Raw genomic sequence first — 20,694 nt, 5'->3', positions numbered from 1 at the left:
ACCTCTAGAGATTTCCTGAACAGTTTTCCACTGTTCAGGAAAGAAGCCCTCAGTTTCTGGCGTAACCCTTGCACATACGGAGCAACAGGCCAGCTTCCTGCATGGCCGATTTTGCTGATTCCATAACACGAGGGTCAAACAGGGTTTTGACCGCCTGTACCGGTTCAGCATGAGCCAGCTTGTCCAGAGCAGCCGAGGCTGCCAGAGGCGCAAACATCATGGTGCTGGAATCACGGTAGCAGGACATCGTGCAGGCAGTGCACCTGGTTCTGTCATCCGGGAATTTGGCGAAGTCAAAGACAGAACCCATCGGCTTGTTCCAGGCTTCACACCGCCAGACATTCAGTTCCCAGTCCATGTAGAAGTATTTGAAACCTCCTACACAGGGGAAATGCTCTTTTTCGCCGCGAATATGGCGCTGGATATCCTGCACGGAAGCTGTTGGATTCAGGACTGGAAACTCTTTTTTCATTTTCAGAATCTGATCGAGCACAGCAATCAGTTCCGCGCCAGTGAAATCAATCAGTTCGCTATTCTCGTTGAAAACAAGAGATGAAGACTCAAACGCCTCACGCCGTGGATAGGAAAAGGTCACTCCACTGAACCCCAACGAGCCCAGAGTGTCAGGCAATCTGCGTATATCGACAAGACGCGACACGGTCACTGAGGCCATGACCGGGATGCCGTAAGAGCTCATCAGGGCAGTTCCGTCCTTGATGCGCTCCTCAACTCCCTTCAGACCTCTGTTCTTCTCATGAAGAACCATGTCATGGCTGTCGATGGAAATAAAAAGAGCCTTCAGACCGGCTTCGGCAAGATCCCGGGCATGAGTGGGCAGTGACCAGCCGTTCGTAATCAGATTGCTCTTCATACCATGGTCGCGAACGGCGGAAACCATCCGGATGATTTCGGGATGAAGCAATGGCTCGCCGCCCTGAAAGTCCACAAAGGAAATACCACGTTCGACAAGGATGGGAAGAGCGCGGACAAATTCATCGGTGTCGATGAAATGACGCGGTTTCCCCTTCATCTTCGACTTTGCAAATCCACAAAAGTCACAATCAGCGTTGCAGTAATCCGTAACTGAGACATCTATGGCAGCTGGCAGGAGGGAGGCCGTAAATGCTGCGAGACGAGAGCGCGAAGACATCGGCACTCCTTCAACTATCCCTGTCGATCATCAAATGTGATCGGTTCAGTACAAACCGGTATGTCGATTTACTACCTTCAAAAGAAACCTTTAGTTACATTTTGAAGTATCAAAATCCCGGCAAGGGCCCATACATCTTGTTCATCGTATCCTCTAAGCGTTATGATCTGCGGACATTCACTAAAGGATAAAACGCCTTCTCCAACCCGAAGTTTCCTCAGCGCAGAGAGAATCAATGCATAAAAATGCAAGGCTGTTTGCGCTCTTTACAGGGTGATTATCGGCTATCAGACCACAGTCGGCCCACTCATTTTATTGTAACGGGGCCGGAAACAGACGGGGCGGTTTTCGCCCGGGCGCTTCAGAGTTTTGTGCGTTTACGCCCATAGCACGCAGCAGGCGCACAGTTCACAAAGTCATGAAGTCTCTGAATCGACCTACGCGATGTCCAGTCCGATATCGAGAGCCGTTACCGTCTGCGTGAGCCAGCCGAGAGACAGGATATCAACGCCAGTTTCAGCTATGGCCCGTGCCGTATCCGGTCGGATCCCGCCTGAGGCTTCTGCAACGGCACGGCCGTCGATCAGAGCAACCGCTGTCCGCAACTGATCCGTGCTCATGTTATCGAGCAGAAACGCATCGGCTCCGCCGTGCTCAAGCGCCGTTTCAAGCTGCTCCAGAGTATCGACCTCGAGCTCGATCTTCATAAGATGCCCTGCACGCTGACGGGCTGCGTCGAGTGTCGTTGTGATACTGCCGCCGCAGAGTGCAATATGGTTGTCCTTGATGAGAATAGCATCATCAAGCCGGTAACGATGGTTGGAACCACCGCCTGCCAGCACAGCGTATTTCTGAAAAGACCGCAAACCGGGAAGCGTCTTTCGCGTGCAGCAGACACGGGCTTTCGTGCCCTGAACAATATCCACGATGCTCCGTGTGGTGGAGGCGATGCCGCTAAGATGACACAGCAGGTTCAGCGCCGTCCTCTCCCCTCCGAGTATGGCGCGGGCCGGGCCGCTCACTCTGGCGACAGTCTCGCCCTCTTCCACCCGTTGTCCGTCCTCGACCACGGCATCGAACGTCACGGAAGGATTGAGCAGAGAAAACGCCAGCGCCGCACCGGGAAGTCCTGCGATAACACCTGCTTTTCTTGCACTAAAAACAGCCTGTAAGATAACATCTGACCGTCCGAGCGCTTCCGTGGTGACATCGCCGCCAATGCCGAAATCCTCCAGCAGCGCGCCCCGCACCATCGGTTCCCACATGATCGAAGGAAGATAGGCTGCGTTCATAACATCACCTTCATTTTTCTCGATACTACTCAGACAGCCAGCATACGTTCGACAGCCCGCCGCGCAGGCTCCTGAAACTCCACAGGGATTGTCACTTCCGTCTGGAGTGTTTCCAGAGACTTCCTGATCCCGGCAAGAGTGATGCGTTTCATGTGCGGGCAGAGATTGCAGGGACGCACAAACCGCGTGTCCGGATAGAGCAGCGAAAGATTGTCGCTCATGGAACACTCCGTCACCAGCAGCACTTTTTCAGGTCTTTCCCGGGCGATCCAGTCGATCATCTGCGCTGTCGAGCCGGAAAAATCGGCTTCAACGACCACTTCCGGCGGACATTCGGGGTGGGCGATGACAACAACGCCACGATGGATACGACGATACTGACGGATTTCCTCTGGCGTGAAGCGCTCATGAACCTCGCAGTGCGCAGGCCAGGTTATCATCTCGATCCCTGTTTCCGCTTCGATATTCTTTGCCAGAAATTCGTCCGGGATCATGATGACACGCGGCACACCCAGACTTTCGACGACTTTCTTCGCGTTGCCCGACGTGCAGCAGATATCGGTTTCAGCTTTGACCGCCGCCGTGCTGTTCACATAGGTCACGACCGGGACACCGGGATAAGCGGCCTTGAGCGCCCGGACATTGTCCGCCGTAATGCCCTCCGCCAGCGAACATCCCGCCTGCGTATCCGGAATCAGCACTTTTTTGGCAGGGTTCAGCAGCTTGGCGGTTTCCGCCATGAAGTGAACCCCCGCCATTACGATGATATCGGCGTCCAGATCACAGGCTTCCCGCGCCAGAGCCAGACTGTCTCCGCGAATATCGGAAACGCAGTGAAAAATTTCAGGGGTCTGGTAATTATGCGCGAGGATAACGGCGTTTTTCTCACGTTTCAGGCGCAGGATTGCTTCAATATCGCCCGCGTAAAGCCGCTCCCAGTCCTGCCGTGTCATCACGCCAGCAACGGGCTGGAAAAGCGTATCTCGGGAGTCCGCGAGGAGCGTTGTCATCGGATCGGGCCTGCCTCATCGTTATGCTCAGATTGAGCATATAGAGACAGAAACCTATTACCTCAAGTGAACATTGCCACACTTTTCAGCGAGGCCTCTGTCAGACAAGCGGCGGCAAAGGCAGTTTGGCCCCGGCGAGGTAGCAGTTCTGGGACGATGCCTCGCAGAAACGATAGAGCCGCGCCGGCCTCCCCTGCCCCGATGGATCAAAGAGATCGGTCTCTTCCACCAGTGACTGATGCTGCACCAGACGGCGGAAATTCTGTTTGTGCATCCGGCGGCCCGCCAGCGTTTCCATCGCCTGCTGAAGCTGCAAAAGGGTGAAATACTCAGGCAGAAAATCGAAAACAGCAGGCGTATAACGAATTTTGGCGCGGATACGCGAAAGCGCCGTCGCCAGAATACGGCGATGATCATGTTTCATGGCACGCCCTAGAGAGCCTGCGAATAGCGCTGCTTTACTTTCTTCCCGCGACCCGGCCTCAGGAAGAAGACCGGCTTCCCAGAGCAGTTCATACCGGTCAAGCACAAGTTCATCGTTCCATTCATGGCCATCCAGACCGAACGCAACCGAACAGCGCGACAACCGCCTTTCATTGTCGGACACCCAGCTTTTCATATGCCTGACAAGAGGAATCAGAAACGCCTGCGCGTCATCCGATCGCCGGTCTTCCCATGGAAAATACGCATATACAGACTGCCATGACGCCATTTCCGCAGAGGATCGCACCAGAGCCATATAGGAAATCCTTACAGCCCGGTTGCCAAAATCATCTTCTGCATCAGCAAATGTATAAAGCTGCTCCGTATGCCCCAGTCGGAACCCGGTCAGGTTTTCAACCCAGTGACGAAGGCTGCGTTGCAGGGAGGCCTGCCCAGCCTGCAAGGGACCGGAAGGAAAGCCATCGCCTTCTCCGGTCGTGAGGACGCACAGTTGCGGCTCTTTCGCGGCACTGGTGTCCAGCCCAAGCACCACGGCCACCAGTTCTGTTCTGCAATGCGCTGTTTCATTCATGAGATAGGCCGATACCGCCCCCTGCCACGGCCCGCAACCGCTGCGATTGTCCGTGTCCTTTCGCGGTCAACCTCAACCCCATGCCTTGAGTTCAGCGATATAGTCGGGACCCAGCAGCAGATTTCTGTAGCGCAGTTCCATACGCACGATCATCAGGCAGCCCAGAGCCATTGTCACCTGCTCACGTCCCACACGCCCGTTGCGGCTGGCCAAGCTCCACCCAGAACGCGATAGCGCGGGCCAGCAGCGAGGTAAGAGTGGTACGGAGTGAAAATAAAATCCAAGCGACGTCAGTTTGGGGGCGAAAAGCCACGCAAACGCCGATGGGTTGAGTGTCAGGGCGTTAACACAACGACTCAACAATGGGACGGCGGGAGGAGATGGCATTGTCCCATATTGCCACGAAGCGGTTGCCATCTCCATCGCTCAAACACAAAATCGTGACGAAAAAACATGCCGTTGAACCCGACAGGCAGTACGTCAGTCCAGCACGCTTTGCGCCTCGTTACGCTGCTCTCCCCATGCAAGAGCCAGCATCAGACCCGTCACAAGCAGTGCGTCCGTCAGCCGGGAAAAATGCAGACCTAAAGGGATCAGCACCAGCAGGACAGCAATCCCGATGATGTGGGACAGAGCAAAAAAGCCTGAGACAATCTTGCGGTAGAAAATGCTGGCCAGCAGGTAGAGCACCGGCCCGGACGTCATGACCAGAACGGAAGCCATGCTTCCCTCTTCCAGCGGATTTTCCATCAGAAGGTCTGCGCCCACGGCTGTCACGATAATGCCCGCAATCAGCACCGCGTGGAGATAATGGATGGTCGCACCCATTTTTCCCGGATCATCGGCCTGCGTGATTCTGTGTCGGGCAGCCTCGCCGGAGGTGCCGAAATACAGCCACCACATGGCCATTGTGCCCAGAAAGCTGGTGATGAAGGCGACGAGATAAACCGGCGTCCAGTTCTGGTTTTCGGCCATGGACAGGCCGGTCGCCATGATCCCCTCACCTAGCGCCACGATGACGAAAAGCTGGCAACGCTCGACGAGGTGCGCGCCTTCAATCGTCCACTCGCTTTTCGAGTTGGATCGTCCCAGTCCCGGAAAAGGGAACCCGAACATCGGGGAGACATATTCGCAGAGCGCGGCGATGCACCACAACGTCACGCGGACCACCGGGTCCGCCGCCACGCCGCCTGTCAGCCAGAACACAGCGGACACCAGCATCCAGGCCAGAATACGCCGGTAATTCGGTGAAAGAGGATGATTACGCGGCAGCCACGCTACCACGAAAGCACTGCGCCCCACCTGCATGATCGCAAAGCAGAGAGCAAAAGGCAGACCATGTTCCGCAAAGGAATCTGGAATGGCCGCCCCCATGAGCAGGGCGAGCACCATGGTGACGAACAGCACGCCCCGGACAGCAGGCAGGCGCGGGTCGAACCAGTTTGTGAACCAGCCGGTATATTGCCAGCCCAGCCAGACGGCGAGCCAGATCACCGCAGTCTGGAAGGCCCCGAACAGTGACAGGTGATGCAGCAGACCGTGGCTGAGCTGCGTAATGGCAAAGACATAGACCAGATCGAAGAAGAGTTCCTCGTTTGTGACAGCGGCATGGTGGCCGTCACGGGTCCGGAGGAAGGGGTGGTGACCGGCTGTGTCCTGCGGCATGAAGCGTCCGTGATAGAGAGAATGACAAAGGGTCCTGAATGTAGCGCCCCCCCCCGGTTCGCACCAGAGGGAGTAAGGCACTCTCCATCCAGAACCCTTGATACTGTGACGGAGTTATTTGGTCGTATAGCCGCCATTGACGAGGATGGTCTGTCCCGTCATCCACCAGCCTTCCGAAACCATGAACCGCACATAAGGCGCGATGTCTTCAATGTCCGTCAGGCCTGTCTTGCTGAAGGGTGACAGGGCCGCCGCCGTTTTGTGATAGGCCACGGCATCAGCACCTTCCTGTCCGTAGAAGAACGGTGTGTCCATCGGCCCCGGACCGATGGCGTTTACGGAAATGCCGCGCTCACCGAACTCCTTGGACGCTGCGCGTGTGAAATGCTCCACAGCGGCTTTTGAACCGGCATAGGTGGAGTAGAACGGCGTATAGGCGCCCAGCAACGAAGTCACGATGGTGACGATCTTGCCGTTGTCATTCACATGCTTGCCAGCTTCCTTCAAGAAGAAGAACGCTGCCTTGCTGTTGATGGCGAACATGCTGTCATACTCATCCTCGGAAATGTCGAGGATGGGTTTTTTCAGCACTTTACCGACCGTGTTGATGGCGATATCGGGACGACCAACAGCGGCAATGGTGTCTCTGAACAGCTTGGTGTTGGCGGCCGCTGTTGTCAGATCTCCCTGAAATGCCACGGCTTTGACACCCTGCTTTTTCAGTTCGCTGACAAGCTTCTCCGCGTCACCAGCAGATTCCGCGCCGTGATGATGAATGGCGATGGCTCCGACCCCGTTTGCGGCAAGGTCACGTGCAATCAGCGCACCGAGATTCTTGGCTCCGCCGGTAATCAGCGCGGTTTTACCCTTAAGACTATGATCGGCCATGAAATGTCTCCTTATCAACTTCCCTCACATTAACGTTCGAGCTTTCACGAAAAATCACTTGATTTCAGGCAACACTGGTCAAGAATGGCGAACAATAAGGAGGTGCTGGTGGACAGGATTGATCTGTTACGTGTGTTCATCCGGGTGATGGAAACAGGAAATTTTTCCCGAGCCGCCGGCTCTCTGAATTTGCCCCGCTCCAGTGTTTCAACCGCCATCCAGCAACTTGAAACGAGGCTAGGGACACGGCTTTTCTCCCGCACGACCCGTCTTGTCTCGCCTACGACAGATGGAAAGGTGTTTTATGAACGGGCTCTGCAACTGGTTGCCGACATAGAAGATGCGGAAAGTCTGTTTCAGCAGAAACGTGGCTCTCCACGTGGTATTCTGCGGGTCGAGATGCCAGGGCGTATTGGGCGACTGATTGTTGCTCCGGCGCTTCCCGCGTTTCTTGCAGCGTATCCGGAGATTGACATCCAGCTGGGAGTGACAGATCGGTCCGTCAATCTGACAGAAGACGGGGTAGATTGTGCATTGCGGGTCGGCGCGCTGGCGGACTCAAGTCTGATTTCACGGCATATCGCTGATCTGCAAGTGATCAATGTCGCAAGCCCGCTTTACCTCCAGACGCACGGTGTTCCCCACACTCCTGAAGATATCCCTGTTCATCAGGTCATTCGCTATGCTTCTCCCGCGACCGGACGAATTGAAGAGTGGGAATGGGTTCAGCAAGGTGAATCGAAGACCTGCCCCGTGCAGGGACGTGTGACGGTCAACAGCGCCGAAGCATTGATAGCCTGCTGTGTGGCCGGGTCCGGCCTTATTCAGATCCCGGCTTATGATGTCAAAACAAACCTCATCAACGGAGAGCTGGTCGAAGTCATGCCTGACTGGCGGGCATCCCCTTTACCTCTAACTCTTTTATATCCGGAAAGACGTCACAGGTCTTCAAGACTGCGAGTCTTTGTGGACTGGATCACCGGGTTGCTTAAAAATCAACTTTAGTCACAGTATTGGTCATAAATTTCGTTCATTCTTTTATATACAATTATTTTCCAGAAAGACCCGGCTCTTTCCCTGCTTATTCTATGGCTTCGAAAGCATCGACCAGCCATTCACTGGGTTCACGCTCAGCTTCTTCATACCACTGCGCCACCGACGGATGCTTGCGAACAGCTTCAATATAAGCTCGCGACACGCCAGAAACATCAACATCATAACTGAGAAAACGAGCAACAATTGGTGCAAAGGCAACATCTGCATTGGTGAAATCGTGACCAAAAAGATAGTCTCCACCGGCACCGAAACGACGCCGTGCTTCTGTCCAGATTGAATCAATACGGGCAATGTCCTTTATGACAGCTTCAGAGAGAGGCTCCTTAAGAGGACGCTGAATTCTTCCCAGATTCATCGGCATTGCAGAACGCACGCCCTGAAATCCTGAGTGCATTTCAGCAGAAATCGATCGCGCCATCGCCCGCGCTTCTCGATTTTCCGGCCAAAGCGTTGGTTCAAGTTCGGCACAGTATTCGGCAATTGCCAGACTGTCCCATACCTTCACACTCTGATGTTCCAGACATGGCACCTTACCATTGGGGGAAACCTGCGTTATCCGGGCACTACTGTCCGATTGACGCAGCGGTATGACCTCTTCCGACACATCGAGACCTGCCAGTCTGACAGGTAGCCATCCTCTCAGAGACCATGAAGAATAACGCTTGGTGCCTATGACAAGACGGCCTTCGCTCATAAGAACAATCCCTGCTATCAATGCGTCACTTGGTATAGCATCGATTGGTGAAGACCGTCAGTCAGAATTGCACATGGTTTTCAAATAGGATGACGAAAAAGCAGTCTCAAGCGCGGTTCGTTATAGTTGATATTTCTTTATCATTTTTAGTTAAACACAAAGGAGGAAAAGATGCATAAGAATTCATATTCTTATAATTATATGACATAATATGATCTATTCCGCCATTAGGGACATTTCTATTTATTCCCATATGAAAATATTCACATTCCTTGATAGGATTACAGGCTTGCAGCAACGCACTCGCCCCTTTGGGAGAAACTGAATAACCGCAAATTCCAAATGTCTGCATAAGACGAAAAGATAGACATTCGACATTCATTTCACGAAATTTATCAGTATTCTTTTGAGTAAAAAACTCATAGTAGCTAATGATACAAGGCGTAACACCTGAAAGCATATCAATAACAAGCGTTGTATCGTGGTTATTGCCCCACAGAATAATATCCCAGTTTTCTGGCAGTGAAGCTATCGTTTTTTCTGACATTTCAACGAAATTTTTGCAGGTTATCGCATCATCTTCAAATATGCAGGTTGCCTCGCCGTGTTCCTGCACGGCAGACCAAAGCAGCATATGAGAGAGAGCATTTCCATAAGACGCCATATTATATTCAGGATTGCCTTCAATCATCCCGGCCGCACGCAACTCATCAATATCCAGGCTGGTGCCTTCTATCGCGCAGAAACGCCGCAGGTCAGAAATATGCGAATTATTTTCCAGAAAAGTAGAACGACGGTCCGCATCTTTATCTCTATTAATATAAATATACTTCATTTTTACCTCAATTTACCACAATCCCCTCCTACAGAAAAAAAATAAAAGAACGCTTAAAGTAAGACTCTCAAATACAAAAGAAGCATCACAAGAAAAACAATGATCGTCGCTATTCATTGCAATATGCGACGCGGCATTCCCCACACCTGCACCAGCATGATGACATTAACGATCTTATCGAAACATAAGTCTGTCATACCCGTAATCTGGCGACGAATGCATCCTGAAACGCACTCATAAGCATCGGTCAATGACAGACACGAGCATATCTAATTTCACAATTTTGGGGAAATTATACTGCTTCATGATTTACTGGCGGACCCGAAAGGATTCGAACCTTCGACCTTTGCCTTCGGAGGGCAACGCTCTATCCAGCTGAGCTACGGGTCCACTGCGCGCCTTACTACAGCAGACAGGCCGTGTTTGCCAAGAGGATAAACGCGCCAGCAAAAACCCTCTTCTTCAGGGGAGAGAAAGCCTGTCTATCTGGGACGGCAGCAGACCGAATGGCCCATTCACGTCCTGCCCGCCGCCCTGTTCAGCAGCCCATACTCCGGCAGAAATATCACCTCCGGACGGGAGCAGAACATCAGGCTGCTCCAGCCAGGACAGGATATCCGCCACAACACGCCTCCCTGCCCTCTCCCGTAGCAGCAGATGATGGCCGCCCGGAATCAGGTCTCGTCTTACAGAAGATGGAAAACGTCTCCATGCCTTCGCCATAGCCTGGGCCGGGACGAGTTGATCGCGGTCTCCATACACAACCAGCGTCGGAAGCTTCTGCCGTTTGGCCGCGTGAGCCGCCTGCGTCATCAGATCAACGAGCCCTTGCAACGCGACAAATTTGGTGACGTGAAGCGTCAGAGGATCGAAATAGAGCCGTCGCAGCGCCTCGATGTTATCACTCGCGACCACATGAACCGGCAGTTCCCGCCCCGAAACGCTCCCGTCCGGCGCAATAGCAGCCAGCAAATGGGCGGACGCACGGCCGACTAGTCCTGTATTCCAGACCGCTGGCGCCAGCAGAATCACACCAGAAAGAGGAAGAGCAGCGGGATGGCTGGCCACAATCATCGCAACAGCACCACCCATGCTCTCGCCCATCAACCATACAGGTTTTCCCGGATGCTCGGCCGCAAGCAGCGTCAATTCCTCCCGCACATCGTCGGCCAGCCGGCCTGAACCGACCCAGCCGCCACGATCTGGAGCAGCGCCGAAACCTCGCAAATCCGGTGCCCAGACGCTGAAACCTGCCTGAGCGAATGCTGGTGCTGTCGTCTCCCAGGCGTCGCGGCTGTCATTGAAACCATGCAGCGCCAGAATCACGCCTTTCTCTGCCCCCTGTGCTGGCCAGATACGAAGAGGAATATGGGCGTGATCAGATAGCGTCATCACACGGTCAGGCGGCACAAGCCGGGCGTATTTCGCGTAGCGGGGTGACGCCTTGATATGCGGCTCCTGAGCGCATCCTGCCAGCGCCAGCGTGATCAGGATTAAGGTCGTCAGTCGCCTCGAAAATCGCATGATATGATGAAAGCCAGACAAAAGAGCGTGCGGGTGGTTTGAACTCACGGCGTTCATGCGTATCATCGCGCACCCGACAGGCCAACCGGTGTGTCTCCCTGAAGCCGGTCTTCCGACCATCTCACAGGATCATGTTTATGCTTATTCAGCCTACCAACCCGACCCCACGGCCCCGGCTCGGCCATGTCGAAACAGTGATCGTGCAGAACCGCAAGATTTCCTGCGATGGCGGACTGGGCGCGCTCGGACACCCCAAAGTCTGGCTGAAAATTGGCGGTGACCAGACATTCTGCCCCTATTGCTCCCGCCTTTTCGTGCTGGACCCGAACGCCACGCCGGACAGCGCGCACTGAGGTTTTTTACTCTATGAACAAAGCGGGCATGCCCCACCTGATTCTTGTGGATGGCAGTGGTTTCATCTTCCGGGCGTTTCACGCCCTTCCTCCCATGAGCAACCCGGAAGGCATACCGGTCAACGCTGTGTATGGTTTCTGCAACATGCTGACCCGCCTGATGCGGGAGCATGTCGGGACACATCTGGCCGTCATTTTCGATGCCGGACGGGTGACGTTCCGCAACGAGATCTATGCGCAATACAAGGCGCATCGACCGGACGTGCCCGAGGATCTGATCCCGCAGTTCGGACTGATCCGCGAAGCGACCGCAGCCTTTGGTGTGCCCGGAATCGAGCTTGAGGGATATGAAGCCGACGACCTGATCGCCAGCTATGCCCGTTTCATCGAACAGACCGGCGGTCACTGCACCATTGTCTCCTCCGACAAGGATCTGATGCAGCTCATCGGCCCTCAGGTCGAGATGATGGACCCGATCAAGCAGAAACCGATCAGGGCTGACGAAGTCGAAGTGAAGTTCGGCGTCGGACCGGACAGGGTCATCGACGTGCAGGCGCTGATGGGCGATCCAACGGACAACGTGCCAGGCGTGCCGGGCATCGGTCCGAAAACCGCGTCCGCTCTGGTCAACGAGTTCGGTGATCTGGAAGCCGTGCTGGCCGCCGCGCCGGACATGAAGAAATCCAAACGCCGGGATTCCCTGATCGAACATGCCGAAGCGGCCCGTGTGTCGCTGAAACTGGTGACACTGAAAAACGACGTCCCTCTGCCCGTTCCCGTCTCCGATCTGGCCGTACAGGAGCCAAACGAGGAAACGCTGGGCGACTGGCTCGACCGGATGGGTTTCCGTTCGATCCGTCATCGCTTCGGGCTGGGAGACGGCAAGCCTCTGGCGCAGGCGGCGTCCGCTGCAGCGATGCGTTTCGCCAACGGTGGCTCCCACTCAACTGCAACGCCTCCTCCCGAGCAGGTTCCCTACAGCGGTTATGAAACTGTCACGGATCTTGTCACCCTTCAGAAATGGGTTGCCGAAGCCCGCACTGCCGGTGTCTGCGCGGTAGACACGGAAACAGATGGCCTTGATCCTCTGAAGGCGCGGATGGTCGGCCTCTCGCTGGCGACTGCGCCGGGCCGGGCCTGTTACGTTCCGCTGTTGCATGAAGGCACACTGGAAGCGCCCGCCGGGCATCAGATTTCCGTATCGGAAGCCGTGGCTGCGCTTGAGCCGCTGTTTACGGACTCATCTGTGCTCAAGATTTTCCAGAACGCCAAGTTCGACATTCTGGTATTTCGTGGTGCGAACGCGGCGCCGATCGCACCAATCGACGACACGATGCTGATCTCCTACGCCCAGTCAGCCGGTCTGCACGGTCAGGGCATGGACGAACTCTCCAGGCTACATCTGGGTCATGTGCCGATCACTTACGATCAGGTCACGGGAACGGGCCGCAACCGGATCCCCTTCCAGCAGGTGCCGGTGGACAAGGCGACAGCCTACGCTGCCGAAGATGCCGATGTAACGCTCCGTCTGTGGCTGAAGCTGCATCCACAGTTACGCACCAACAAGGCGCTGGCCCTGTATGAGAGTTATGAGCGTCCGCTGATCACTGTGCTGAGCGACATGGAGCAGACCGGCATCAAGGTGGATGCTCACGAACTGCGCCGACTTTCGGAGAATTTCGAAGGCCGCATGGCCACCATCGAAAAAGAGATTCACGCGGTTGCCGGGCGGTCGTTCAATGTCGGCTCGCCCAAGCAGCTTGGTGAAATCCTGTTCGATGAAATGGGACTTCCCGGCGGCAAGCGTGGCAAGACCGGCGCGTGGAGCACGGATTCCTCCGTCCTTCAGGATCTGGCTGACCAAGGACAGGAGCTTCCTGAAAAGATCCTCGCCTGGCGTCAGCTTTCCAAGCTGAAAAGCACCTACACAGACGCCCTGCTCAAGCAGATGGACCCTGCCACAAACCGGGTCCACACCACCTTCCAGATGGCCATCACCACGACGGGCCGCCTGTCCTCCAACGATCCGAACCTTCAGAACATCCCCGTTCGCACCGAGGAAGGTGCGCAGATCCGCAAGAGCTTCATCGCACCTGAAGGCAAGGTTCTGCTGTCCGCCGACTATTCCCAGATCGAACTACGTCTATTGGCCAGCGTCGCGGATGTGCCTACATTGCGGGAAGCGTTCGCTCTGGGTCAGGATATTCACGCCCGCACCGCCGCCGAGGTGTTCGGTGTGCCGCTTGAGGGCATGGACCCGCTGACCCGTCGGCGCGCCAAGGCCATCAACTTTGGCATCATCTACGGCATTTCTGCTTTCGGTCTGAGCAAGCAGCTCGGTATCTCCATGGGTGAGGCCCGCGCCTATATTGATGCCTATTTCGCCCGCTATCCCGGCATCCGGGATTACATGGACGAACGGAAGATCGAAGCGAAGGCGCATGGTTATGTCGTAACGCCACTTGGACGTCGCTGCTACGTGCCCGGCATTACGGCGAAGAACGGCGCACAGCGTTCCTACGCTGAGCGTCAGGCGATCAACGCGCCGTTGCAGGGCGGTGCGGCGGATATCATCAAGCGCGCCATGGTGCGGCTGCCGCATGCTCTGGGGGAAGCCGGTCTGCCTGCCACCATGCTCCTTCAGGTGCATGACGAACTGCTGTTCGAAGTGGAAAAGGATGCGGCGGACGAGACCGCAGTTCTGGTAAAGAAAATGATGGAAGGCGCGGCGGATCTGCCCGTGCCGCTGGTTGTCGAGACCGGCATTGGAGCCAACTGGGCCGAGGCGCATTGATGAACACTTCCACACCCCCGTCCGGCCCGAACAAGAAACGGGGCAGAGGCGGTCTGATCATTACCCTGGCGATCACCCTTCTGGCATGTGTCGGCGGATATGCCGCCTACAAGGCCTCGGACACCATGGGGCCGGTTGTCTCCTCAAACGGCAATGAGGTCGGCGGCAGTTTCCGTCTGATGGATTCCTCGGACGGAACCATGACTGACTCGCATTTCCGAGGGCGGTGGATGCTCGTCATGTTCGGGGCGATCCATTGCACGGACGATGCCTGCACACCGGCGCTCACGCGCCTGAGCACTGCCCTTCAGGCCGTCGATCCAAGCCGCAAGCTATTCGCGCCACTGTTCATCAGCCTTGACCCGAACCGCGATCTTGCGATGAATCTCCGACAGTATGCCCTGAAATTCAATGCGAAGATCATCACCGGCACGGCTGCACCGGCCACGCTGGAAGCCGTCGCCAAGGAGTATCATGCTCCGATCGTAAAACACCCTGATTCTTACTGGGAATATACTTACGAAGTCTCTCCGCGCATTGTCATCATGAATCCCGAAGGACGTTACGCGGGGACAATCGAGACCGCAGCCAGTGCTGATGAAATGGAAAAACGCCTGCGTGCCCTGCTGGAGCAGCACTGACGGATGCATCGTGGTTTTCGATCATCTTTTGGAACGCCGTCGTTCTTGCGTGATGGGACGGGCGTTTTTCCATCCTCTTCACCCTTAAAACACCCACGCCCTACATCAGGTATCAGAACAACGAGAAAGCTCACCTTCTCCGCTCTGGCCTGTTGTCTGGCGCTGGTCGCAACACCTCTTCATGCGGCAACCGTCGCCCCCGGTGCGCCGGATAGCCCCGAAACCGGCGGTATCCTGCGCATCACAGCCGAGAACTCAGGCGGAACGCTTGATCCGCAGATCAGCTACGTTCACATCACCTACCAGATGGAAGCCATCGTCTATGACGGGCTGACCACCTTCGCCAAGACGCCAAGCAAACTCAGCAGTCACGCCATTCCGGACCTTGCGGAAGCCCTGCCTGAACCGCAGGACGGTGGGCGAACCTATGTGTTTCACCTACGCCACGGCATCCGTTTTTCGAACGGCAAGGAGGTGACACCAGATGACGTGGTCGCCTCCATGCAGCGGATTTTCAAGGTGAACAGCCCGACCGCAGGCCCCTATTATAGTCATATCGTCGGTGGTGAGGCGTGTCTGAAAGACGCTGAACACTGCACGCTTGCCGGCGGTGTGGAGGCTGATGACAAGGCGTGGACCGTCACCTTTCATCTGACGCATCCGGACGCAGAGTTTTTTGACCGGCTGGCGTTCCAGCACGCTTCCATCCTGCCTGCCGACACTCCCACGCACGACACGGGCAATGAAGCTCCCCTCGGCACCGGCCCTTACAAGATCGTCTCCTATGAGCCGAATTCCGGCCTGAAAATGGAGCGTAATCCCTACTTCCGACAGTGGGACGCGGTGGCTCAACCGGCAGGCTATCCCGACGAAATCCACTACTCCTTCGGGCTGGACCCGGAAGCAGCCGTTACAGCCATCGAGAACAACCAGTATGACTGGATGCTGGAGAGCGTGCCGCTGGACCGGCAGGCGGAAGTCGGCGCGCGTTTTTCAGACCGTGTGAAACTCATTGACCAGCTCGTGATTTTTTATGCCGCGCTGAACGTGAACCAGCCACCCTTCAACGATGTTCGTGTTCGGCAGGCGCTGAACTATGCGCTGAACCGCAAGGCCGTGGTGATCTATAATGGAGGTCCGGCGGTCTCCTCAGCAGCCTGCCAGATGCTGCCCACAGGCGCACCGGGATATGAGCCGGGCTGCGCCTACACAAAAGGCGCATCTCCGGAACATCTAGCGCCCGAGTGGAAAGAACACGATCTCGCGCTGGCGAAAAAGCTGGTTGAGGAAAGTGGCACCAAGGGCCAGAAGGTTGTCATCGTCACACCGGGTTCAGGCGGCTCGGGCGCGATCGCCAACGAGATCCGCGCCACGCTGGTCGATCTGGGTTATGTCGCCTCCGTGCGCCCTATCACGCCGGTGATCGAATTCAGTTATATCCAGAACAGCGATAACAAGATGCAGATCGGCCTGACGGGCTGGAGTGCGGATTATCCTTCCGCGTCCTCCTTCCTGCGCACGCTCTTTTCCTGCGCGACCTTCATTCCGCATTCAAGCAACTCCATCAACGCCTCCCAGTTCTGCGATCCGAAACTGGATGCACTGATGGACAAGGCGGCGGAAGTTTCGCTGACCGACCAGAAAGCGGGCGATGCGCTGTGGGCCGAAGCGTCCCGTGCGCTCATGGCGCAGGCTCCGGCAGTACCGCTCGACCAGACCCGCCGTGTGGCTCTGACCTCTTCCCGCGTGCATGGGACATTCGATACACCGATTTATGAGGCGGTTTTTTCTCAGGTGAAACTGCGCCGGGCGGGAGACCCACCGTGAGCGGAACGCAGGAAGCAACGCCTCCCGGCCCATGGCGCAGCGCATTCAGGGTGCTGGCACGCAATCGTGCTTCCATGGTGGCGCTGGGCGTGCTGGGCCTCATGGTACTGCTCAGTCTGCTCGCCCCCTTCTACGCGCACCACATCGCCCACACGGACCCGTTCCGCGCCAATGTCGCGGGGTCGTTCATGCTGGATGGAAAAACCATCGACATCATGCAGCCGAATGACAACCCGCTGCATCTGGGTCTGACACCTGCGGGTCCGACATGGAACCCGTCCGCCTACATGCTCGGTTCGGACAGTCAGGGTCGCGATGTGGCGGCACGGTTACTGTATGGCGGACGGATTTCTCTGCTGATCTCCTTCGCGGCGGCGGCTCTGTGCATCGTTATTGCCAGCGTGGTGGGGATTCTTGCGGGCTTCTTCGGCGGGATTGTGGACATGGTGCTCTCACGCATCATGGACATCATGTGGGCCGTTCCGGTCTATCTATTCGCCATTTCGCTTTCGATCGTGACCATCAGTGACGGGCTGCATATCGGCCCGATCACACTGGAAGCCGACAATCTGATCATCCCTATCGCCATTATTGCGCTGGTCTACATGCCCTACGCCGCCCGCCCGATCCGGGGACGAGTCATGGCGCTGCGGAATGCTGATTTCGTCATGGCGGCGCGAAGCCTGGGCGTACCGCGTTGGCGTATTCTGCTGGTGGACATCCTGCCCAATGTCGCCAGTTCCATCGTCGTGCTGGCCCCGTTGCTGGCGGCCTTTGCGCTGCTGACTGAGTCTGCGCTGTCCTTCCTGTCCATTGGCGTGCAGGCTCCGACAGCGTCATGGGGCACGATCATTCAGGACGGCGAAGGGCTGATCTACTCGCGTCCGATGGTCGCTATTGCACCGGGTCTGGCCATCGTTATCGTCGTGGTGGCGCTGAATGTGCTGGGCGACGGGATGCGGGATGCGCTGGATGTACGCGAGACCAGCAAGAGGGGCGCGTAATGCTGAAGGCCCTTCTTCAACGGTTCGGGCAGACTGCTTTCGTGCTGTTCGGCATTTCCGTGCTGGTGTTTCTGGTGTTCTTCGCCACGCCGGGCGCAGACCCGACTTCCCGTATCGCAGGCAAGAACGCCTCGCCCGAGACCATAGCCAAGGTGCGGCAGGAATACGGTTTCGACCATCCCCTACCCGTCCAGTATGCGACCATGATGAAGAAGCTCTTCATCACGCAGGACCTAACGTCCTACGCCAATCGTGGCGAGAAAGTTGTGCCTGAACTGATCAAGGCCGCGCCCGTCACACTGTCGCTGGCGACCGGTGGCGCTGTGATCTGGGTGGTGGTGTCCATTCTCATGGGCACAGTTGCGGCGGCGTTTCGCGGCACATGGATCGACCGGACGCTAATGGCCATCGGACTAGTTGGAATCTCCATTCCGGTCTTCTGGCTTGGGCAGGTCGCCAATCTCATCACGCAGGCACGCTATCACGACACATGGCTTTTCTCGTGGGTGCCAGCACTCGGTTATGTGCCGTTCGCGGAAAGCCCGATCGGCTGGTTCAAGGCGCTGATTATCCCCTGGTGCACGCTCGCGGTGCTGTTCATCGGCGTCTATGCCCGCGTGCTGCGCTCGGACCTTGTAACCGTGTCCGGCGAGGATTTCATGCGCACGGCCCGCGCCAAGGGGCTGACTCCGACGCGCGTGCTGCTGGTGCATGGTCTGCGGACCTCCATGATCACCTTCGTCTCCCTGTTCGGCATGGATTTCGCCCAGTTGATCGGTGGTGGCGCGCTGCTGACGGAAGTGGTGTTCGGCCTTCAGGGCGTGGGGCGGCTGACCTATCAGGCGCTCTCGGCGCTCGATCTGCCGCTCATCATGGCCAGCGTAATGTATTCCGCCGTGTTCGTCGTGCTGGCGAACGCGCTGGTCGATGTGATCTACATCTTTCTCGACCCGAGAGTGCGCGATGGCCGGTGATGCTCCCCTTCTCGACGTGCGCGACCTCTGCGTGAGTTTCCGCTCGGGTGGTCGCGATGTGCCGATCATCGAGAACGTCTCGTTTACCGTGTGCGAGCGGGAAATCCTTGGCATCGTCGGAGAGTCCGGGTCCGGCAAGAGCGTGACGGCCATGGCCATCATGCGTCTGATCGACGATCCAGGCGTCAGTCTGCGGGGCTCCGTCCGGTTCCGTGGGCAGGAATTGACCACGCTGCCGCAGAAAGCGTTCCGGCACATACGCGGCCGGGAAATTGCGATGATCTTTCAGGACCCGATGACGGCATTCACGCCGGTTTACACGATCGGCTGGCAGATCGACGAGGCGATCCGCGTGCATGAGCGCGTCTCGAAGTCCGAGGCCCGCGCCCGCACAGTCCGGCTGCTTGGCGACATGGGCGTGCCGGACCCCGAACGCACCGCCAACCGCTATCCGCATCAGTTGTCCGGCGGCCTGCGCCAGCGCGCGATGATCGCCATGGCGCTGTCCTGCAATCCGGCCCTGCTGATTGCCGACGAGCCGACCACGGCGCTGGATGTAACAGTTCAGGCACAGATTCTCGATCTTCTGCGTAATCTCCGCACGGATTACGGATCAGCTGTCATGCTCATCACGCACGATATGGGCGTTGTGGCGGAGACCTGCGACCATGTGATGGTGCTGTATTCCGGGCGTGTGGCCGAGCGCGGTCCTGCATCGGCTGTTTTTGAGCAACCTGCACATCCTTATACAGCGGCGCTGCTGGATTCCATTCCGCCGCTGACCGGGCCACGCCCCGTGCGTCTGCCGTCCATCGCGGGCGCGCCCCCTGCCCCGCTGGAACGTCCGTCTGGCTGCGCCTTCGCGCCGCGCTGTCATTATGCACATGACGCTTGCGTCACCCTACCGCCGCTCGTTCGGTTTGCCGAACAGGATGTCGCCTGCGTTCTGCCGACTGAAGGAAAAGCACTACCGACGCGTCTTCTCCATGGAGCCGAGGCATGACGGACATTCTGAAAGCCATTGAACTCCGCAAGGATTATCGCCTGCCGCGAGGCAAGACATTGCGAGCTTTGGACAATGTATCGCTCACAGTCCGCTCCGGCGAAGTGCTGGGTCTTGTGGGTGAGTCCGGCTGTGGCAAATCCACCCTCGGACGTTGCCTGCTGCGCCTGACCGATCTATCCTCTGGAACAATCCTGTTCGAGAATCAGGATATTTCCAGAATGAATGACCGTGCCCTACGCCCTGTGCGGCGACAGATGCAGATGGTCTTTCAGGATTCCTATGCCGCCCTCAACCCCAAACGACGGATCGGTGATCTTATAACCGAGCCATTGCGGGTCCACCCCGATGAAAACGGCCAGAAACGCAGCCGTCAGGTGATCGAGGCCCGACTTTATGAACTGATGGACCTTGTCAGTCTGCCGCGGTCCGCTCTTGCCCGGTATCCACACGAGTTTTCCGGTGGACAGCGGCAGCGGATCAACATCGCCCGCGCGCTGGCTCTCTCGCCACGCCTGATCGTGGCGGATGAACCGGTTTCCGCGCTGGATGTGTCTGTGCAGGCGCAGATCGTCAATCTTTTCACCGATCTCAAGGAACAGCTTGGCCTCACCTACGTGTTTATCGCTCACGATCTTGCCGTGGTCAGGCAGATTTCGACGCGTGTGGCGGTGATGTATCTCGGCGCCATCGTGGAACTTGGCGATACCGACACGGTCATGCAGCGTCCGGCGCATCCTTACACAGCAGCCCTGATTTCCGCCGTGCCACAGCCGGTCATTGGAGCCGATGACAGACGTATCCTGCTGCATGGCGATGTGCCGTCACCAATCTCGCCGCCCTCAGGGTGTCGGTTTCACACGCGGTGTCCGAAAGCGGAAACTCGCTGCTCGCAAGACGCTCCACAGCTACGCTTGATCGGCAATAATCACGAAGTCTCCTGTCATTTCCCAAATATCTGATCGTAAA

The 20,694-nt window shown here is 56.8% G+C and carries 19 protein-coding genes and 1 tRNA gene; 9 read left to right on the top strand and 11 right to left on the bottom strand.

Annotated features, from left to right (window positions below):
* Positions 1 to 49 precede the first annotated feature (49 nt).
* The 7 genes from EMQ_RS00485 to EMQ_RS00455 all read right to left on the bottom strand — a co-directional run bounded on the left by EMQ_RS00485 (position 50) and on the right by EMQ_RS00455 (position 7,020).
* Entirely contained in the window at positions 50 to 1,150 is a 1,101-nt protein-coding gene (locus tag EMQ_RS00485; protein WP_231367890.1) for a radical SAM protein, read from the bottom strand.
* Between the two features lie 437 nt (positions 1,151 to 1,587).
* Positions 1,588 to 2,442 carry a carboxylating nicotinate-nucleotide diphosphorylase gene (nadC, locus tag EMQ_RS00480; protein ID WP_010666232.1) on the bottom strand — a complete coding sequence of 285 codons (855 nt, stop codon included), beginning with the start codon at positions 2,440 to 2,442 and terminating at the stop codon, positions 1,588 to 1,590.
* Between the two features lie 29 nt (positions 2,443 to 2,471).
* Positions 2,472 to 3,452 carry a quinolinate synthase NadA gene (gene nadA, locus EMQ_RS00475; RefSeq protein WP_010666233.1) on the bottom strand — a complete coding sequence of 327 codons (981 nt, stop codon included), beginning with the start codon at positions 3,450 to 3,452 and terminating at the stop codon, positions 2,472 to 2,474.
* 100 nt (positions 3,453 to 3,552) lie between these two features.
* Entirely contained in the window at positions 3,553 to 4,467 is a 915-nt protein-coding gene (locus EMQ_RS00470; RefSeq protein ID WP_010666234.1) for an NUDIX hydrolase, read from the bottom strand.
* A 72-nt stretch (positions 4,468 to 4,539) separates the two neighbouring features.
* Positions 4,540 to 4,680 (bottom strand): hypothetical protein, encoded by a 141-nt coding sequence (locus EMQ_RS00465; protein ID WP_010666235.1) that lies wholly within the window; start codon positions 4,678 to 4,680, stop codon positions 4,540 to 4,542.
* Positions 4,681 to 4,947: 267 nt separating this feature from the next.
* Positions 4,948 to 6,132: a low temperature requirement protein A gene (locus EMQ_RS00460; RefSeq protein WP_010666236.1), complete on the bottom strand. Its 1,185-nt coding sequence runs from the start codon at positions 6,130 to 6,132 to the stop codon at positions 4,948 to 4,950.
* A gap of 114 nt (positions 6,133 to 6,246) precedes the next feature.
* Complete coding sequence (locus EMQ_RS00455; RefSeq protein ID WP_010666237.1) at positions 6,247 to 7,020, bottom strand: SDR family oxidoreductase; 774 nt, start codon at positions 7,018 to 7,020, stop codon at positions 6,247 to 6,249.
* 84 nt (positions 7,021 to 7,104) lie between these two features.
* Here EMQ_RS00455 and EMQ_RS00450 point away from each other — a divergent pair, with 84 nt between their 5' ends.
* Positions 7,105 to 8,025 carry a LysR family transcriptional regulator gene (locus tag EMQ_RS00450; RefSeq protein WP_018307661.1) on the top strand — a complete coding sequence of 307 codons (921 nt, stop codon included), beginning with the start codon at positions 7,105 to 7,107 and terminating at the stop codon, positions 8,023 to 8,025.
* Between the two features lie 76 nt (positions 8,026 to 8,101).
* Here the strand turns inward: EMQ_RS00450 and EMQ_RS00445 are convergent, their stop codons facing one another.
* The 4 genes from EMQ_RS00445 to EMQ_RS00430 all read right to left on the bottom strand — a co-directional run bounded on the left by EMQ_RS00445 (position 8,102) and on the right by EMQ_RS00430 (position 11,195).
* The gene (locus tag EMQ_RS00445; RefSeq protein WP_010666216.1) at positions 8,102 to 8,770 is read right to left on the bottom strand and encodes a glutathione S-transferase family protein; all 669 of its coding nucleotides are present in this window, start codon (positions 8,768 to 8,770) and stop codon (positions 8,102 to 8,104) included.
* Positions 8,771 to 8,876: 106 nt separating this feature from the next.
* Positions 8,877 to 9,605 (bottom strand): glycosyltransferase family 25 protein, encoded by a 729-nt coding sequence (locus EMQ_RS00440; RefSeq protein WP_018307662.1) that lies wholly within the window; start codon positions 9,603 to 9,605, stop codon positions 8,877 to 8,879.
* Between the two features lie 313 nt (positions 9,606 to 9,918).
* Positions 9,919 to 9,995: transfer RNA gene (locus EMQ_RS00435), tRNA-Arg, on the bottom strand.
* Positions 9,996 to 10,067: 72 nt separating this feature from the next.
* On the bottom strand, positions 10,068 to 11,195 hold the full coding sequence (locus EMQ_RS00430) for an alpha/beta hydrolase (RefSeq protein ID WP_010666502.1): 1,128 nt from the start codon (positions 11,193 to 11,195) through the stop codon (positions 10,068 to 10,070).
* A gap of 71 nt (positions 11,196 to 11,266) precedes the next feature.
* Here EMQ_RS00430 and EMQ_RS00425 point away from each other — a divergent pair, with 71 nt between their 5' ends.
* From EMQ_RS00425 to EMQ_RS00390, 8 genes are read left to right on the top strand one after another with little or no spacing between them, the layout of a single operon-like run.
* Complete coding sequence (locus tag EMQ_RS00425; protein ID WP_010666503.1) at positions 11,267 to 11,482, top strand: zinc-finger domain-containing protein; 216 nt, start codon at positions 11,267 to 11,269, stop codon at positions 11,480 to 11,482.
* 13 nt (positions 11,483 to 11,495) lie between these two features.
* Complete coding sequence (gene polA / locus EMQ_RS00420; RefSeq protein ID WP_010666504.1) at positions 11,496 to 14,276, top strand: DNA polymerase I; 2,781 nt, start codon at positions 11,496 to 11,498, stop codon at positions 14,274 to 14,276.
* Entirely contained in the window at positions 14,276 to 14,917 is a 642-nt protein-coding gene (locus EMQ_RS00415; RefSeq protein WP_010666505.1) for an SCO family protein, read from the top strand. The genes polA and EMQ_RS00415 overlap by 1 nt, the downstream gene beginning before the upstream one ends.
* A 45-nt stretch (positions 14,918 to 14,962) precedes the next feature.
* The gene (locus EMQ_RS00410; protein WP_231367892.1) at positions 14,963 to 16,744 is read left to right on the top strand and encodes an ABC transporter substrate-binding protein; all 1,782 of its coding nucleotides are present in this window, start codon (positions 14,963 to 14,965) and stop codon (positions 16,742 to 16,744) included.
* Positions 16,741 to 17,748, top strand: coding sequence for an ABC transporter permease (locus tag EMQ_RS00405; protein WP_010666507.1), 1,008 nt, complete (start codon positions 16,741 to 16,743; stop codon positions 17,746 to 17,748). The genes EMQ_RS00410 and EMQ_RS00405 overlap by 4 nt, the downstream gene beginning before the upstream one ends.
* The gene (locus EMQ_RS00400; protein ID WP_010666508.1) at positions 17,748 to 18,722 is read left to right on the top strand and encodes an ABC transporter permease; all 975 of its coding nucleotides are present in this window, start codon (positions 17,748 to 17,750) and stop codon (positions 18,720 to 18,722) included. The genes EMQ_RS00405 and EMQ_RS00400 overlap by 1 nt, the downstream gene beginning before the upstream one ends.
* Entirely contained in the window at positions 18,712 to 19,725 is a 1,014-nt protein-coding gene (locus EMQ_RS00395; protein WP_010666509.1) for an ABC transporter ATP-binding protein, read from the top strand. The genes EMQ_RS00400 and EMQ_RS00395 overlap by 11 nt, the downstream gene beginning before the upstream one ends.
* The gene (locus tag EMQ_RS00390) at positions 19,722 to 20,687 is read left to right on the top strand and encodes an ABC transporter ATP-binding protein (protein WP_010666510.1); all 966 of its coding nucleotides are present in this window, start codon (positions 19,722 to 19,724) and stop codon (positions 20,685 to 20,687) included. Before EMQ_RS00395 ends, EMQ_RS00390 begins: the two co-directional genes overlap by 4 nt.
* Positions 20,688 to 20,694: the final 7 nt, after the last annotated feature.

It is taken from the genome of Acetobacter aceti NBRC 14818 (assembly GCF_000193495.2).
Lineage (GTDB): Bacteria > Pseudomonadota > Alphaproteobacteria > Acetobacterales > Acetobacteraceae > Acetobacter > Acetobacter aceti.
This window is presented reverse-complemented; position numbering and strand designations above follow the sequence as displayed.

Excerpts from the sequence above, each read along its gene's own strand:
- EMQ_RS00390 (WP_010666510.1), top strand. The coding sequence starts at position 19,722 with ATGACGGACATTCTGAAAGCCATTGAACTCCGCAAGGATTATCGCCTG.
- EMQ_RS00450 (WP_018307661.1), top strand. The coding sequence starts at position 7,105 with ATGGCGAACAATAAGGAGGTGCTGGTGGACAGGATTGATCTGTTACGT.
- nadC (WP_010666232.1), bottom strand. The coding sequence starts at position 2,442 with ATGAACGCAGCCTATCTTCCTTCGATCATGTGGGAACCGATGGTGCGG.
- EMQ_RS00425 (WP_010666503.1), top strand. The coding sequence starts at position 11,267 with ATGCTTATTCAGCCTACCAACCCGACCCCACGGCCCCGGCTCGGCCAT.
- EMQ_RS00430 (WP_010666502.1), bottom strand. The coding sequence starts at position 11,195 with ATGATACGCATGAACGCCGTGAGTTCAAACCACCCGCACGCTCTTTTG.
- EMQ_RS00445 (WP_010666216.1), bottom strand. The coding sequence starts at position 8,770 with ATGAGCGAAGGCCGTCTTGTCATAGGCACCAAGCGTTATTCTTCATGG.
- EMQ_RS00460 (WP_010666236.1), bottom strand. The coding sequence starts at position 6,132 with ATGCCGCAGGACACAGCCGGTCACCACCCCTTCCTCCGGACCCGTGAC.
- EMQ_RS00440 (WP_018307662.1), bottom strand. The coding sequence starts at position 9,605 with ATGAAGTATATTTATATTAATAGAGATAAAGATGCGGACCGTCGTTCT.
- nadA (WP_010666233.1), bottom strand. The coding sequence starts at position 3,452 with ATGACAACGCTCCTCGCGGACTCCCGAGATACGCTTTTCCAGCCCGTT.
- EMQ_RS00455 (WP_010666237.1), bottom strand. The coding sequence starts at position 7,020 with ATGGCCGATCATAGTCTTAAGGGTAAAACCGCGCTGATTACCGGCGGA.
- EMQ_RS00400 (WP_010666508.1), top strand. The coding sequence starts at position 17,748 with ATGCTGAAGGCCCTTCTTCAACGGTTCGGGCAGACTGCTTTCGTGCTG.
- EMQ_RS00395 (WP_010666509.1), top strand. The coding sequence starts at position 18,712 with ATGGCCGGTGATGCTCCCCTTCTCGACGTGCGCGACCTCTGCGTGAGT.
- EMQ_RS00415 (WP_010666505.1), top strand. The coding sequence starts at position 14,276 with ATGAACACTTCCACACCCCCGTCCGGCCCGAACAAGAAACGGGGCAGA.
- EMQ_RS00485 (WP_231367890.1), bottom strand. The coding sequence starts at position 1,150 with ATGTCTTCGCGCTCTCGTCTCGCAGCATTTACGGCCTCCCTCCTGCCA.
- polA (WP_010666504.1), top strand. The coding sequence starts at position 11,496 with ATGAACAAAGCGGGCATGCCCCACCTGATTCTTGTGGATGGCAGTGGT.
- EMQ_RS00470 (WP_010666234.1), bottom strand. The coding sequence starts at position 4,467 with ATGAATGAAACAGCGCATTGCAGAACAGAACTGGTGGCCGTGGTGCTT.